The organism is Streptomyces sp. NPDC004111 (assembly GCF_042874215.1).
In the GTDB taxonomy this organism is placed as follows: domain Bacteria; phylum Actinomycetota; class Actinomycetes; order Streptomycetales; family Streptomycetaceae; genus Streptomyces.
The window spans coordinates 348,352-363,350 of sequence record NZ_JBIAMU010000008.1 but is presented as its reverse complement, the minus strand read 5'-3'; the positions used below and the strand labels follow the sequence as shown (position 1 = coordinate 363,350).

Annotated in this window: 6 protein-coding genes and 1 tRNA gene; 5 read left to right on the top strand and 2 right to left on the bottom strand. The window is 70.2% G+C overall.

Translation table 11 applies throughout. The features are described 5' to 3' along the window. Positions 1-108 precede the first annotated feature (108 nt). The gene (locus tag ACFYVL_RS18560; RefSeq protein WP_389245937.1) at positions 109-1,038 is read right to left on the bottom strand and encodes an alpha/beta hydrolase family esterase; all 930 of its coding nucleotides are present in this window, start codon (positions 1,036-1,038) and stop codon (positions 109-111) included. A 118-nt stretch (positions 1,039-1,156) separates the two neighbouring features. Here ACFYVL_RS18560 and ACFYVL_RS18555 point away from each other — a divergent pair. Continuing rightward, a tRNA-Thr gene (locus tag ACFYVL_RS18555) sits at positions 1,157-1,229 on the top strand. 99 nt (positions 1,230-1,328) lie between these two features. Here the strand turns inward: ACFYVL_RS18555 and ACFYVL_RS18550 are convergent. Continuing rightward, the gene (locus ACFYVL_RS18550) at positions 1,329-3,968 is read right to left on the bottom strand and encodes a SpoIIE family protein phosphatase (RefSeq protein WP_389245935.1); all 2,640 of its coding nucleotides are present in this window, start codon (positions 3,966-3,968) and stop codon (positions 1,329-1,331) included. Positions 3,969-4,251: 283 nt separating this feature from the next. On the opposite strand from ACFYVL_RS18550, the gene ACFYVL_RS18545 reads away from it, so the two are divergent. The 4 genes from ACFYVL_RS18545 to ACFYVL_RS18530 all read left to right on the top strand — a co-directional run bounded on the left by ACFYVL_RS18545 (position 4,252) and on the right by ACFYVL_RS18530 (position 14,870). Then, on the top strand, positions 4,252-9,756 hold the full coding sequence (locus tag ACFYVL_RS18545) for a HAMP domain-containing protein (RefSeq protein WP_389245933.1): 5,505 nt from the start codon (positions 4,252-4,254) through the stop codon (positions 9,754-9,756). 299 nt (positions 9,757-10,055) lie between these two features. Then, on the top strand, positions 10,056-10,739 hold the full coding sequence (locus ACFYVL_RS18540) for a two-component system response regulator (protein WP_384358738.1): 684 nt from the start codon (positions 10,056-10,058) through the stop codon (positions 10,737-10,739). 172 nt (positions 10,740-10,911) lie between these two features. Continuing rightward, a complete protein-coding gene (locus ACFYVL_RS18535) occupies positions 10,912-13,797 on the top strand; it encodes a DNA translocase FtsK (RefSeq protein WP_389245931.1) in 2,886 nt (961 codons plus the stop codon). 242 nt (positions 13,798-14,039) lie between these two features. Then, on the top strand, positions 14,040-14,870 hold the full coding sequence (locus ACFYVL_RS18530; RefSeq protein WP_389245929.1) for a helix-turn-helix domain-containing protein: 831 nt from the start codon (positions 14,040-14,042) through the stop codon (positions 14,868-14,870). Positions 14,871-14,999: the final 129 nt, after the last annotated feature.

The following is a 14,999-nucleotide window of genomic DNA, read 5'->3' as shown; positions in this document are numbered from 1 at the left end:
GGGGGGACCCTGTGGGAGAGTAGGACGCCGCCGAACAATCATTGCGAAGAGCCCCGTGCCGGGGATACCGGTACGGGGCTCTTCTGCGTTTACGGCCAGATTCCGGCTCTACGACGTCTTCTTGCGGTGTGCGGCGAAGAAGTCCCACATCAGGTCCGTGGCGTTGATGCCCGCCTCCTCGTCCGCCATGACGCCGGCCGTCGCCCCGGGCCAGGAGTGGCCCATCTCGGGGAGCCGGTAGGTGACGAAGTCCGAGGTGTCGCGGCAGGTGGCGGCGGTCTTCGTGATGCCGTTCGTGAGCTTCTGCGGAGACGCCGGGATGCAGACCATTCGCTGTTGCCAGGTCTGTACGCCCGACTCGGCCGAGGTCTCGACCCTGTCCTTGCCGCCGATGAACGTCATGACCGACACCGGGGACTTGGGCACGTAGCTCGCGTCCGCCGCATCGTCGCCCGCGTAGGCGCCGCTCACCGGGGCCACGGCCGCGAACAGCTCGTGCAGCTCGACAGCGAGCTTGTAGGACATGTCCGCGCCGTTGGAGATGCCCGTCGCGTAGATACGGGTGGGGTCCGCCTTCCACGTCGTGGTGAGGCGGCCGACCATCGCCTTGATGAAACCGACGTCGTCCTCCGAGCCGCAGCAGATCAGGGCGTTGTAGCCGCCGTTGAGACCTTCCGGGTAGGCGACCAGGAAGTTCTTCGCGTCGGCCTTCTTGCTGAGACCGCTGAGGGCGGCTATCGCGTCGCTGGTGCCCGGGTACATGTGCATGGCCACGACCAGGGGGAGCGGCTTGCCCGGGGAGTAGCCGGGCGGCGCGTGCACCGTGTAGGTGCGCTCCTTGCCCTTCCACAGCATCGTGACCTTCTGGTCGCCCGGCCGCGGGACGTCCGGTCGGAGCGAGGGGGACTGCGGCTTCGGGGAAGTGGCTTGCGGGGGCGGCTTTCCGGTCGGGGAAGAGCACGCCGACAGTGTCGCGAGGACGGCGACCAGGGCCGAACACGCGGGCACGTACAGGGCCTTGCCGAGGCTGGTCCGCATGCGCGCATGCTCGCAGCGGCACCCGGGTCGGTCCAGAGGAACGGGTGGTTCGGAGTTCCGCGGTTTTATGGGTATGATCTATCTCGTTGCAGCAGAGCGGACAGCGAAGCGCAACGAGGCCCCTATAGCTCAGTCGGTAGAGCGTCTCCATGGTAAGGAGAAGGTCTGCGGTTCGATTCCGCATGGGGGCTCAGCAAACGGAAAGGCCCTCGCCGGTTGGCGAGGGCCTTTCCTGTGTTGCGGTCGGGGCTTCGGGGGCGGGAGTTGTGGTTCTCCCGCCCCCGCCCCGTCTACTGCTTCAGGGGCTCCGGGACGCGCATCGCGAGGATGGCCATGTCGTCGGAGGCCGGTTCGGCCGCGAAGCGTTCGACCGCGCGCAGGACGCGTGCCGCGACCGCGCCGGCCGTCAGGCCCGTACAGCCGGCGAGGACTTCGGCGAGGCCGTCGTCGCCGAGCATGCGGGTGCCCTCGCGGCGCTCGGTGATGCCGTCCGTGACGCAGAGCAGGACGTCGCCGGGGTCGAGGGTGATCGTCTCCTCGTAGAGCTCCAGGTCGTCCATCACGCCCAGCAGGGGCTGCGGTTCGGCGGCGGGGGTGACCGTGCCGTCCTGGCGCAGGCGGAGCGGGAGCGGGTGGCCCGCGCAGACGATCTTGAGGATGGAGCTGCCGTCCTCCTGCGGCCACAGCTCGCCGTAGAGGAGGGTCAGGAAGCGGCTGCGGGCGCCCTCGTCGAGGATCGCCGCGTTGAGGCGCTCCAGGACCGCGGGACCGCCGAAGCCCTCGCGGGCGAGCAGCCGCAGCGCGTGGCGGGCCAGGCCGGTCACGGCGGCTGCCTCCGGGCCCGTACCGCAGACGTCGCCGATGGCGAAGCCGTACGCGCCGTCGCGGATCGGGAAGAGGTCGTAGAAGTCGCCGCCCACTTCGTTGCCCTCGCCGGCGGCGCGGTAGATGACCTCGACCTCGACGTTCGGGACGTGCGGGAGCTCCGGGGGGAGGAGGCTGCGCTGGAGGGACTGGCTGATGGCCATGCGTTCCGAGTACAGGCGGGCGTTGTCCAGAGCCAGGGCGGCGCGGCGGGAGAGGTCCTCGGCGAGTTCGAGGATCTCCTGGCGGAAGTGGTCGTCGGTGGGCTTGCCGAGGGTGAGCATGCCGATGACGCGGTTGCGGGCGACCAGGGGCAGTACGACGGTCTCGCCGCCGACGGCCGCGGCGGTGGCGAGGGTGGTGCCGATGCCGGACGCCAGGTGCGGGGTGGAGCTCAGGCCCAGGCTGCGCATCGAGGTGCGCAGGGCGGCCTGGTGGGCGGCCTCGCTCGGCGCGTTCCAGATGCGGGCGCCGGGGGTGGGGACCGGGTCGGGCGGGCTGATGCGGGCCAGCAGGGCCTTGAGGCCGTCGATGCGCTCCTCGTCCTCGTGCAGGACGTAGGAGAGGTACGGGTCGGAGGCCTGGTCCGCGATCGTGTAGACGGCGCACCAGGTGGCGAGGGTGGGGACCGTCATCTGGGCCATCAGGGCCAGGGTCTGGTCGCGGTCGAGGGTGCCGGCCAGGAGGTCGGAGGCCTCGACGAGGAAGGAGAGGGAGCCGCGGCGGAGGCGTTCGAGTTCGCCGAGGCGGGCGGACTCGACGGCGAGCGCGATGCGGTCGGCGGCGAACTGGAGGCGCAGGGCCTCCTCGTTGGTGTACCGGCCGGAGGCCTCGGCGGCGACGCCCAGGGAGCCGGTGAGGCGGCCCTCGACCTTCAGCGGGACCGTGACGACCGAGCGCATTCCGGTGCCGTTGAGGAGCGGGACGGCGCCGGGGACGGCCGCCAGGTCCTCGTGGACGGCGGGCATGCGGGCGGAGCCGTATCTGCCGGTGCCGGCCTCGACGGGGACGCGGGCGAAGCGCTGGCGGGCGGAGGGCAGGCCGGTGGTGGCGCGTACTTCGAGTTCGGTCTCGTCATCGGTGGCCAGCAGCAGGAACGCGGAGTCGGCGTCGAGCATGTCGCGGGCGCGCTCGACCGTGCGCTGGAGGAGGCCGTCCAGGTCGTCGGGGGCGGGGGAGCCGATGAAGACCTCGAACGGGTCGGTGGCGCGGCCCTCGCCCAGGGCGCCGGAAGGGGAGTCGACGGAGGGCTGGCGCTGCGGGGACTGGAGGACGGCGCGCTCGAAGTCCCGTACCAGCAGGCAGATCGTGGAGGGCTCGCCCTCGTTGTCCCGTACGCGCAGATGGGAGGCGTACACCGGGATGACGCGGCCGTCCGCGCCGCGGATTCCGTAACTGCCCTCCCAGCGGGACATCTGGAGGGCCTCGGCGATGCCGGTGCCGATGCCGGGGGTCTGGGGCCAGGCGGTGAGGTCGGTGAGGGGTTTTCCGGTGACCTGTTCGGCCGCATACCCGAAGAGGTCCTCGGCGTCCTCGTTCCAGGAGGCGATGGCGCCGGTGCGGTCTATCTGGACGACGGCGACGCGGATGCGGCCGTCGGCGACCGGAAGGCTGGCGTCCGGCAGGACGGGGCCCGCGACGCGGGTGCCGACCGGGCGCTGGGGGAGGTCGAGTTGGAACCAGACCTGCTTCTGGGTGGAGGTGTACTCGACGCCCCATCTGGAGGCGAGGGCCGCGCACAGGAGGAGGCCGCGGCCACCCTCGCGGTCGGGGCCGCCCAGGTTGAGGCCGGTGCCCTGGAGCGGGACCTCGCGCTCGGGGTAGCGGTCGGCGACCTCGACGCGGATGCCGTCCTCGGTGCGCAGGCACAGCACGTCGGCCTGGGTGCCCGCGTGGACGACGGCGTTGGTGACCAGTTCGCTGGTCAGGACGACCGCGTCGTCGACGAGCTCCGCATGGCCCCACCCCTGGAGTGTGTCCCGTACGAACGCGCGGGCGGTCGCTACCGACCGCCCGACAGGGTCGAAAGTGGCAGCCGCCCGCGCCGTGATCACAGCACTCCCCATGTGGTGTTCGTCGCTTCCCCGAGTCCTGTGCCCGTTTCTCGCGGGTTCGATACGCCCTGCCAGGCTAGACCGTCGGGCGCGGAGATGTGCCACTGCGTCCCGGGGACGTACGGGGCGGGCGTGCGTGGGCGAGGATACGGCGCCCTGGCTGTAGGCTTCAACGATTTGACGCCGGGGGTGTCACGCCTTGACTGTCGGACACGGCGGTGCGTCAAGGTGGAAGACTGGGAAAGCTTCTAGCGAAGACCTGGGAATTACGGTCGATCCCTGCGGGAGGGACACGGTGGAGTCTGGCGTGGCGGCGCGGGGCAAGAGCACGCGCACAAAGGGCGGACGGTCCCGCGGCAAGGGGACCACCGAGGTCGACACGGCTGCGTTGAACCGCATGCTGACGGCCTTGGTGTCGATGAGGGACGGCAACTTCAGGAAGCGGCTGACGGTCTCCGGCGACGGTGTGATGTCGGAGATCGCCGCCGTCTTCAACGAGGTCGCGGACCGGAACCTGCATCTGACCGGTGAGCTGGCCCGGGTACGGCGGATGGTCGGCCGGGAGGGCAAGCTCGCGGAGCGGCTGGAGACCGGTGCCTGCGAGGGCTCCTGGGCCGCGGCGATCGACGCCTCCAACGCCCTCGTCGAGGATCTCGTACGACCGGTCTCCGAGGTCGGCAGGGTGCTGTCCGCGGTGGCGGAGGGCGACCTGGAGCAGCGGATGGAGCTGCGGTCGCAGGGCGGCGAGGGCAACGGGCACCCGTTGCGCGGCGAGTTCCTGAAGGTCGGCCGCACGGTCAACAACCTGGTCGACCAGCTGTCGGCGTTCACCGACGAGGTGACGCGCGTCGCACTGGAGGTCGGTACCGAGGGCAAGCTCGGCGGCCAGGCCCAGGTGCGCGGTATGTCCGGTTCGTGGAAGGACCTCACGGACTCGGTCAACACGATGGCGTACCGGCTCACCGCTCAGGTGCGGGACATCGCGCTGGTGACGACGGCGGTCGCCAAGGGTGATCTTTCCCGCAAGGTCACCGTGCACGTGGCCGGCGAGATGCTCCAGCTGAAGAACACCGTCAACACGATGGTGGACCAGCTGTCCTCCTTCTCCTCCGAGGTGACGCGGGTCGCCCGCGAGGTGGGCACCGAGGGCGAGCTGGGCGGTCAGGCGCAGGTGCCCGGGGTGGCCGGGGTGTGGAAGGACCTCACCGACTCGGTGAACCTGATGGCCGGCAACCTGACGGCCCAGGTGCGCGGGATCGCGGAGGTGACGACGGCGGTCGCCAGCGGTGACCTGTCGCGCAAGGTCACGGTGAGCGCGCGCGGCGAGGTCGCCCAGCTCGCAGAAACCATCAACCAGATGACCGAGACGCTGCGGACCTTCGCCGACGAGGTGACCCGGGTCGCCAGTGAGGTCGGCGGCGAGGGGCAGCTGGGCGGTCAGGCGCAGGTGCCGGGTGCGGCGGGTACGTGGAAGGACCTGACGGACTCGGTCAACACCGCTTTCCGCAACCTGACGGACCAGGTGCGCAACATCGCGCAGGTCACCACGGCGGTCGCCAACGGTGACATGACGCAGAAGGTCACCGTCGACGTGGCCGGCGAGATGCTGGAGCTGAAGAACACCGTCAACACGATGGTGGAGCAGTTGCAGTCCTTCGGTTCCGAAGTGACGCGGGTGGCGCGCGAGGTCGGTGTCGAGGGGCAGCTGGGCGGTCAGGCGCAGGTGCCCGGTGCGGCGGGTACGTGGAAGGACCTGACGGACTCGGTCAACACCGCTTTCCGCAACCTCACGGGCCAGGTGCGCAACATCGCCCAGGTCACCACGGCGGTCGCCAACGGCGATCTCTCGCAGAAGGTCACCGTCGACGTCTCCGGCGAGATGCTGGAGCTGAAGAACACCGTCAACACGATGGTCGACCAGCTGTCCTCGTTCGCCGACCAGGTGACCCGGATGGCGCGCGACGTGGGCACCGAGGGCCGGCTCGGCGGCCAGGCGCGCGTCGACGGCGTCAGCGGTACGTGGAAGGAACTCACCGACTCCGTCAACTTCATGGCGGGCAACCTGACTTCGCAGGTGCGGCAGATCGCCCAGGTCACGACGGCGGTGGCGCGCGGTGACCTGTCGCAGAAGATCGACGTGGACGCGCGCGGCGAGATCCTGGAGCTGAAGAGCACCATCAACACGATGGTCGACCAGCTGTCGGCCTTCGCCGACCAGGTGACCAGGGTCGCGCGCGAGGTGGGCACCGAGGGGCGGCTCGGCGGTCAGGCGCAGGTGCCCGGCGTCGCCGGGGTGTGGCGCGATCTGACGGACTCGGTGAACGGCATGGCCGGGAACCTCACCGACCAGGTGCGCAACATCGCCCAGGTCGCCACGGCGGTGGCGCGCGGTGACCTGTCGCAGAAGATCGACGTGGACGCGCGCGGCGAGATCCTGGAGCTGAAGAACACCCTCAACACGATGGTCGACCAGCTCTCGAACTTCGCGGAGCAGGTGACCCGGGTGGCCCGCGAGGTGGGCACCGAGGGCATCCTCGGCGGCCAGGCCGAGGTCCAGGGCGTCAGCGGCACCTGGAAGGACCTCACCCAGTCCGTCAACTTCATGGCCAACAACCTGACGTCGCAGGTGCGCAACATCGCGGAGGTCACGACGGCCGTCGCCAAGGGCGACCTGTCGAAGAAGATCACCGTCGACGCGAAGGGCGAGATCCTCGACCTGGTCACGACCGTCAACACGATGGTCGACCAGCTCTCCAACTTCGCCGACGAGGTGACCAGGGTCGCCCGTGAGGTCGGCACCGAGGGCATCCTCGGCGGTCAGGCCCGGGTGCGCGGGGTCACCGGCATCTGGAAGGACCTCAGCGACAACGTCAACGTGATGGCGAACAACCTGACGTCGCAGGTGCGGAACATCTCCCGGGTGTCGTCCGCGGTCGCCAACGGCGATCTGACGAAGAAGGTCACCGTCGAGGCGCGCGGTGAGGTCGCCGAGCTGGCGGACACGGTGAACACCATGGTGACGACGCTCTCCTCGTTCGCCGACGAGGTGACCCGGGTGGCCCGTGAGGTGGGCACGCAGGGCGAGCTGGGCGGTCAGGCGCGGGTGCCGGGCGTCGCGGGGACGTGGAAGGACCTCACCGAGTCGGTGAACTCCATGGCGTCCAACCTGACCGGTCAGGTGCGGCAGATCGCGGCCGTCACCACCGCCATCGCCAAGGGCGACCTCACCAAGAAGATCGACATCGACGCGCGCGGTGAGATCCAGGACCTCAAGGACACCATCAACACGATGGTCGACCAGCTGTCGTCGTTCGCCGACCAGGTCACCCGGGTGGCCCGCGAGGTGGGTACCGACGGGCAGCTGGGCGGTCAGGCCCGGGTGCGCGACGTGGACGGCACCTGGCGCGACCTGACGGAGTCCGTGAACGAGATGGCCGGGAACCTCACCCGGCAGGTGCGGGCCATCGCCAAGGTGGCGACCGCGGTGACCCGCGGCGACCTCACGCTGAAGATCGACGTGGATGCCGCGGGAGAGATCCAGGAGCTCCAGGACAACATCAACACGATGATCTCCAACCTGCGCGACACCACCCTGGCCAACAAGGAGCAGGACTGGCTCAAGGGCAACCTGGCCCGGATCTCCGGCCTCATGCAGGGCCGCCGGGACCTCGACGACGTCGCCTCGCTGATCATGAGCGAGCTGACGCCGGTGGTCTCCGCGCAGCAGGGCGCGTTCTTCCTGGCGATGGCGTCGGGGGCGGGCGCGGCCAAGGGCGCCGAGGTCGGTGCGGAGGCGGACAGCCCGTACCAGCTGCGGATGCGCGGGAGTTACGGGTACTCGGCGAGCGGGATGCCGACCGTCTTCCGGCCGGGCGAGACCCTCATCGGTACGGCCGCGGAGGAGAAGCGGACCATCCAGGTGAAGGTGCCGGAGGGGTACCTGAAGATCTCCTCCGGGCTGGGCGAGGCGCCTCCGGCGCATGTGATCGTGCTGCCGGTGCTCTTCGAGGGGCAGGTCCTCGGGGTGATCGAGCTGGCGTCGTTCCAGCCGTTCACGCAGATCCAGCGGGACTTCCTCAACCAGATCGCGGAGATGATCGCGACCAGCGTCAACACCATCAGCGTCAATACGAAGACCGAGGTGCTGCTGGAGCAGTCGCAGGAGCTGACCGAGCAACTGCGCGAGCGCTCCGAGGAGTTGGAGAACCGGCAGAAGGCGCTCCAGGAGTCCAACGCCGAACTGGAGGAGAAGGCCGAGCTGCTGGCCCGGCAGAACCGCGACATCGAGGTGAAGAACACCGAGATCGAGGAGGCCCGGCAGGTGCTGGAGGAGCGTGCCGAGCAGCTCGCCGTCTCCATGCGCTACAAGTCGGAGTTCCTGGCGAACATGTCGCACGAGCTGCGCACGCCGCTCAACTCCCTCCTCATCCTTGCCAAGTTGCTCGCCGACAACGCCGACGCGAACCTCTCCCCGAAGCAGGTCGAGTTCGCCGAGACGATCCACGGGGCCGGCTCCGACCTGCTCCAGCTGATCAACGACATCCTCGACCTCTCCAAGGTCGAGGCGGGCAAGATGGACGTGTCGCCGACCCGGATCGCACTGGTCCAGCTGGTCGACTACGTGGAGGCGACCTTCCGCCCGCTCACCGCGGAGAAGGGTCTCGACTTCTCGGTGCGGGTCTCCCCGGAGCTGCCCGCCACGCTGCACACCGACGAGCAGCGCCTGTTGCAGGTGCTGCGCAACCTGCTGTCGAACGCGGTGAAGTTCACCGACACCGGTGCCGTGGAGCTGGTGATCCGGCCGGCCGGCTCCGACGTGCCGGACGAGATCCGCGAGCAGCTGCTGGAGGCCGGGTCGCTGCGGGACACGGACGGCGACCTGATCGCCTTCTCTGTCACCGACACCGGCATCGGCATCGCGGCCAGCAAGATGCGGGTCATCTTCGAGGCGTTCAAGCAGGCCGACGGGACGACCAGCCGGAAGTACGGCGGTACCGGGCTCGGCCTGTCGATCAGCCGGGAGATCGCGCGGCTGCTCGGCGGCGAGATCCACGCGGCCAGCGAGCCGGGCCGCGGCTCGACGTTCACGCTGTACCTGCCGCTGCACCCGAGCGAGCTGCCGCCGCAGGGCTACCCGCAGCTCGCGCCGGGCGGTCTCGAACTGCCGCGCAGGGCGCAGCAGGAGGAGCGGGTGCAGGGCGCCCCGGAGGCCCCGTCGCCGTACGGTCAGGTGCGCGACGAGCCGCAGGGCGGGGCGGCGGGGATGTTCCGGCGCCGCCGGAGGGCGATCGGAGCGGCCGAGGAGCGGCCGGCGCTGCCCGGTCAGCCCTCGGCGCCGCAGAGCGGGGCGGCCCCGCAGGAGCCGTGGGCCGGTCAGCAGGGGCAGGAGGCGCTGCCCGAGTCGCGGCGCTCCTTCGACTTCTCCGGTGAGAAGGTGCTGATCGTCGACGACGACATCCGCAACGTCTTCGCGCTCACCAGCGTCCTGGAGCAGCACGGCCTGTCCGTGCTGTACGCGGAGAACGGGCGCGAGGGCATCGAGGTCCTGGAGCAGCACGACGACGTGACGGTCGTTCTGATGGACATCATGATGCCGGAGATGGACGGGTACGCGACGACGACGGCGATCCGCCGGATGCCGCAGTTCGCCGGGCTGCCGATCATCGCGCTGACGGCCAAGGCGATGAAGGGCGACCGGGAGAAGGCCATCGACTCGGGGGCCTCCGACTACGTGACCAAGCCGGTGGACCCGGACCATCTGCTGGGTGTGATGCAGGAGTGGATGCGCGGAAAGGAATGAGCGAGAGGACGGGGCCGGGTGCCCCCGCGATCACCGGGGGGACCGTACGGTGGGGCGGGTGTCCGTCGGCGGCGGGACGTTCTGCTGACTGACTGTGGCCGACGGCGTGTGAGAGCACGGTATTCGGGGAACCTTCTGGTCTCCCGATGCGTTTCTGCTACGTGCACAGTGACATCGCGGTGACAGGGTGTGGCGACCGGGTGGGTACGGCTACCATGACCGGCACAAGGACGGGCGACGCAAGGGAGTCGTCCTCCGGGGCGGCGCCCGGTGCACTGCCGGGGCGAGGAGGACGGGCCATGGTGCAGAAGGCCAAGATCCTCCTGGTCGATGACCGGCCGGAGAATCTGTTGGCGCTGGAGGCCATCCTCTCTGCGCTCGATCAGACACTGGTGAGGGCATCGTCAGGGGAGGAAGCGCTCAAAGCACTGCTTACTGATGACTTCGCGGTCATTCTGCTGGATGTTCAGATGCCGGGCATGGACGGTTTCGAGACCGCCGCGCACATCAAGCGGCGGGAGCGGACCCGGGACATCCCGATCATCTTCCTCACCGCGATCAATCATGGTCCGCATCACACCTTCCGGGGTTATGCGGCCGGCGCGGTGGACTACATCTCGAAGCCGTTCGACCCCTGGGTGCTGCGCGCCAAGGTCTCGGTCTTCGTCGAGCTGTACATGAAGAACTGTCAGCTGCGGGAGCAAGCGGCTCTGCTGCGCCTCCAGTTGGAGGGTACGAACCGGGCGGACGCGGGAGTGGTCAAGGAGCCCGCGGGTCTCCTTGCCGAGCTGTCCGCACGGCTCGCGGCGGTCGAGGAGCAGGCGGAGGCGCTCTCCAAGCAGCTCGACGACGACTCGGCGGATGCCGCGGCGGTCGCCACCGCCGCGCATCTGGAGCGCAAGCTCACCGGGCTGCGCCGGGCGCTGGACGCGCTGGAGCCCGGCACCGGTGGTGGTACGGGAACGCTTCCGTCACAGAACTGACGGTGCGACAGCCCCGTTCCTGGCGACCTGTCAGGGGCGGGGCTGTCGCACGTTCGCGGGCCGGCGCACACGAGCCGGAGGCGTCAATTTCACGCCGAGCAAAGGGCGACACGGACGGGTGAAGCGGCGGCACACGTGTCGGTGGGCGTCTCCACCGGTAACCTCTTGCCCCATGGCCTCACGTACGTCCGGCAAGGGTTCTCAGGGCACGACGGGCACCGCGAAGCCGCGCGCCGGCCGTACGCCGGGCGCTGCGAAGAAAACGGCGCCCGCCAAGTCCACGGCGAAACCACCCGTGAAGAAGACCGCCCCCAAGAAGGCGCCCGCGAAGAAGGCCCCCGCCAAGAAGGCGGCGGCCCGGCCCGCGCCCAAGCCGGCGCCGTCCCCCACCGGGGGCGTCTACCGGCTGGTGCGCGGTGCCTATCTCGGCCTGGCGCACGGGGTCGGTGCGATGTTCCGCGGCATAGGGCGCGGCGCGAAGGGGCTCGACCCGGCACACCGCAAGGACGGGCTCGCGCTGCTGCTGCTCGGCCTCGCGCTGATCGTCGCGGCCGGGACCTGGGCACAGCTGCGCGGTCCGGTCGGCGACCTGGTCGAGCTGCTGGTCACCGGTGCCTTCGGGCGGCTCGACCTGCTGGTGCCGATTCTGCTCGGCGCCATCGGCGTACGCCTGATCATGCATCCGGAGCGGCCCGAGGCCAACGGACGGATCGTCATCGGCCTCTCCGCGCTGGTGATCGGCGTGCTCGGGCAGGTCCACATCGCGTGCGGTTCGCCCGGACGCGGTGACGGCAGCGAGGCGATGCAGGACGCGGGCGGGCTGATCGGGTGGGCCGCCTCCGTGCCGCTGACCTTCACGATGGGCGAGGTGCTGGCCGTACCGCTGCTGCTGCTCCTGACCGTCTTCGGACTGCTGGTGGTCACGGCGACGCCGGTCGCCGCGATCCCGCAGCGGCTGCGGCAGCTCGGTATCCGGCTCGGCATCGTCGAGCCGAAGCCGGGGGAGCGGGCCGGACAGGGCGACGCTCCCGCGAGCGAGGACGACGAGCGGTACGAGGACCAGTGGCGCGAGGCGCTTCCCACCGGCGCTCAGCGCCCCTCCGCGCGCCGTGGTGAGGCGCGGGAGTACGACCCGGACGCCGCCGAGGAAGAGGCGCTGGGGCGCCGCCGCAGGCCCCGCAGGGCGCCTTCCGTGCAGCCGTCCTCGCAGTACGGCAGGGAGCAGGACGCGGTGGACGTGGCCGCTGCCGCCGCTGCCGCGCTCGACGGCGCGGTGCTCAACGGGCTGCCGCCCTCGTCGCTGGTCGCCGACCTGACCCAGGGCGTCGCCCAGGAGCAGGAGCGGACCTCGTCCGTGCCCCCGGCGCGCGAGGAGACCCCTTCCACGCCGGCGCCCGCCCCCTCGTCCGCTCCGGCTCCCGCGGAGTCCGCTTCTCCTGCCTCCCCGCCCCCGGGGCGCTCCCGGCCGATCGGGGCGCGGCAGACCGACACCCCGCCGCCCAGGGTGGCCGACCTCACCAAGGCGCCGCCGGAGGTGCCGCAGGTGCTGCCGCCGCGCGCCGAGCAGCTCCAGCTCTCCGGGGACATCACGTACTCGCTGCCCTCGCTCGACCTGCTGGAGCGCGGCGGACCCGGCAAGACGCGCAGCGCGGCCAACGACGCGGTCGTGGAGTCGCTGTCCAACGTCTTCATGGAGTTCAAGGTCGACGCGGCCGTCACCGGCTTCACCCGCGGCCCGACGGTCACCCGGTACGAGGTCGAGCTCGGCCCGGCCGTGAAGGTCGAGAAGATCACCGCGCTGACCAAGAACATCGCGTACGCGGTGGCCTCCCCGGACGTGCGGATCATCTCGCCGATCCCGGGCAAGTCCGCCGTCGGCATCGAGATCCCCAACAGCGACCGCGAGATGGTCAACCTCGGCGACGTGCTGCGCCTCGCGGACGCCGCCGAGGACGACCACCCGATGCTGGTGGCGCTCGGCAAGAACGTCGAGGGCGGCTACGAGATGGCCAACCTGGCGAAGATGCCGCACGTGCTGGTGGCCGGTGCGACCGGTTCCGGAAAGTCGTCCTGCATCAACTGCCTGATCACCTCGATCATGGTCCGGGCCACCCCGGAGGACGTCCGGATGGTGCTCGTCGACCCCAAGCGCGTCGAGCTGACCGCGTACGAGGGCATCCCGCACCTGATCACCCCGATCATCACCAACCCCAAGCGGGCCGCCGAGGCGCTCCAGTGGGTGGTCCGGGAAATGGACCTGCGCTACGACGACCTGGCTGCCTTCGGCTACCGGCACATCGACGACTTCAACGCGGCCGTGCGCTCCGGCAAGCTCAAGACGCCCGAGGGCAGCGAGCGCGAGCTCCAGGCCTACCCGTACCTCCTCGTGATCGTCGACGAGCTCGCTGACCTGATGATGGTGGCGCCGCGCGACGTGGAGGACTCCATCGTCCGCATCACCCAGTTGGCCCGAGCGGCCGGAATCCATCTGGTGCTCGCCACCCAGCGGCCCTCGGTGGACGTCGTCACCGGCCTGATCAAGGCGAACGTGCCCTCCCGGCTCGCCTTCGCCACCTCCTCGCTCGCCGACAGCCGGGTCATCCTCGACCAGCCGGGTGCCGAGAAGCTCATCGGCAAGGGCGACGGGCTGTTCCTGCCGATGGGCGCCAACAAGCCGACCCGTATGCAGGGCGCCTTCGTCACCGAGGACGAGGTCGCCGCCGTGGTGCGGCACTGCAAGGACCAGATGGCCCCGGTCTTCCGGGACGACGTGGTCGTGGGCACCAAGCAGAAGAAGGAGATCGACGAGGACATCGGCGACGACCTGGACCTGCTGTGCCAGGCGGCCGAGCTGGTGGTCTCCACCCAGTTCGGGTCGACCTCCATGCTCCAGCGCAAGCTGCGCGTGGGATTCGCGAAGGCGGGCAGGCTCATGGACCTGATGGAATCGCGAGGCATCGTGGGGCCGAGCGAGGGGTCAAAGGCACGCGACGTTCTCGTGAAGCCCGACGAATTGGATGGCGTACTGGACGTGATCCGGGGAGAGTCTCCCTCGTAAGGGCTAACGAGACTCACTCGTAAGAGGACACAGGCAACCGTTTCCCTTGCGCGTACGTCCAGTTGAGGGGAGGGAGGCATTCATGGTCGGGCAGCGGTGTTCTTGGCTGCGGTGCTGTGGTGCCTCCGGGCCGCCGAGCCGTTCCGATGGCGTACAAAGACCGGCCTCCCGATTGCCCCACCCCTGCGCAACCCCCCTAGACTGAACCTCCAGCAGGTGGCTCACGCTCGAAAGGCGCCCCCGTGTCCATCGGCAACTCCCCGGACTTCCCCGGAAACTCTCCTGAAGACGACCGGCCCTCCATCGGTCGTGCCCTCCAGCAGGCCCGGATCGCCGCAGGTCTGACGGTCGACGAAGTCAGCACGTCGACCCGGGTGCGCATTCCCATCGTCCACGCCATCGAGTCGGACGACTTCTCGCGGTGCGGCGGCGACGTCTACGCCCGCGGTCACATCCGCACGCTCGCGACCGCCGTCGGTCTCGACGCGTCGGAACTGGTCGCGCAGTACGACGGCGAGCACGGCGGGCGGCCCGCGCCGACCCCGGCGGCCCCGCTCTTCGAGGCGGAGCGGATCAGGCCCGAGCCGCGCAGGCCCAACTGGACCGCCGCCATGGTCGCGGCCATCGTCGCGGTGGTCGGCTTCGTCGGCTTCACCATGTTCAGCGGCACCGACAAGCAGAGCGGGACGCGCAGCGTCGCCGAGGGGGCCACCGCCACCGCGCCGGCCCCCAAGCCGACCCCGACCAAGCCCAAGCCCACCGACGTCAAGCCGCCCGCCCCCTCCGACAGCGCCATCGCCGCCGCCCCGGCGGACCGGGTGACGGTGAAGATGGTGGCGACCGGCGAGAAGAGCTGGGTCTCGGCCCGCGCCCACAACGGGCGGCTGCTCTTCGACGGCTTCCTCAACCAGGGCGAGTCCAAGACCTTCACCGACCCGAAGAAGCTCGACGTCGTCCTCGGCGACGCCGGCGCGGTCCAGCTCTTCGTGAACGGCAAGGAGGTCGAGGACGACTTCCGCCCCGGCCAGGTCGAGCGGCTCACCTACACCAAGGGAGACCCCGAGGCCGGCTGATCCGGCTCCCGCGCGACCGGCTCCGGTCGCCGCGCGGCGAGGATTCCCACCGGGCCGGGTGCGTGCACACGCACCCGGCCCGGTGTGTTCGTGCCGGGTCGCCCCCTGCTGTCCGCCCGGCGTCCATCC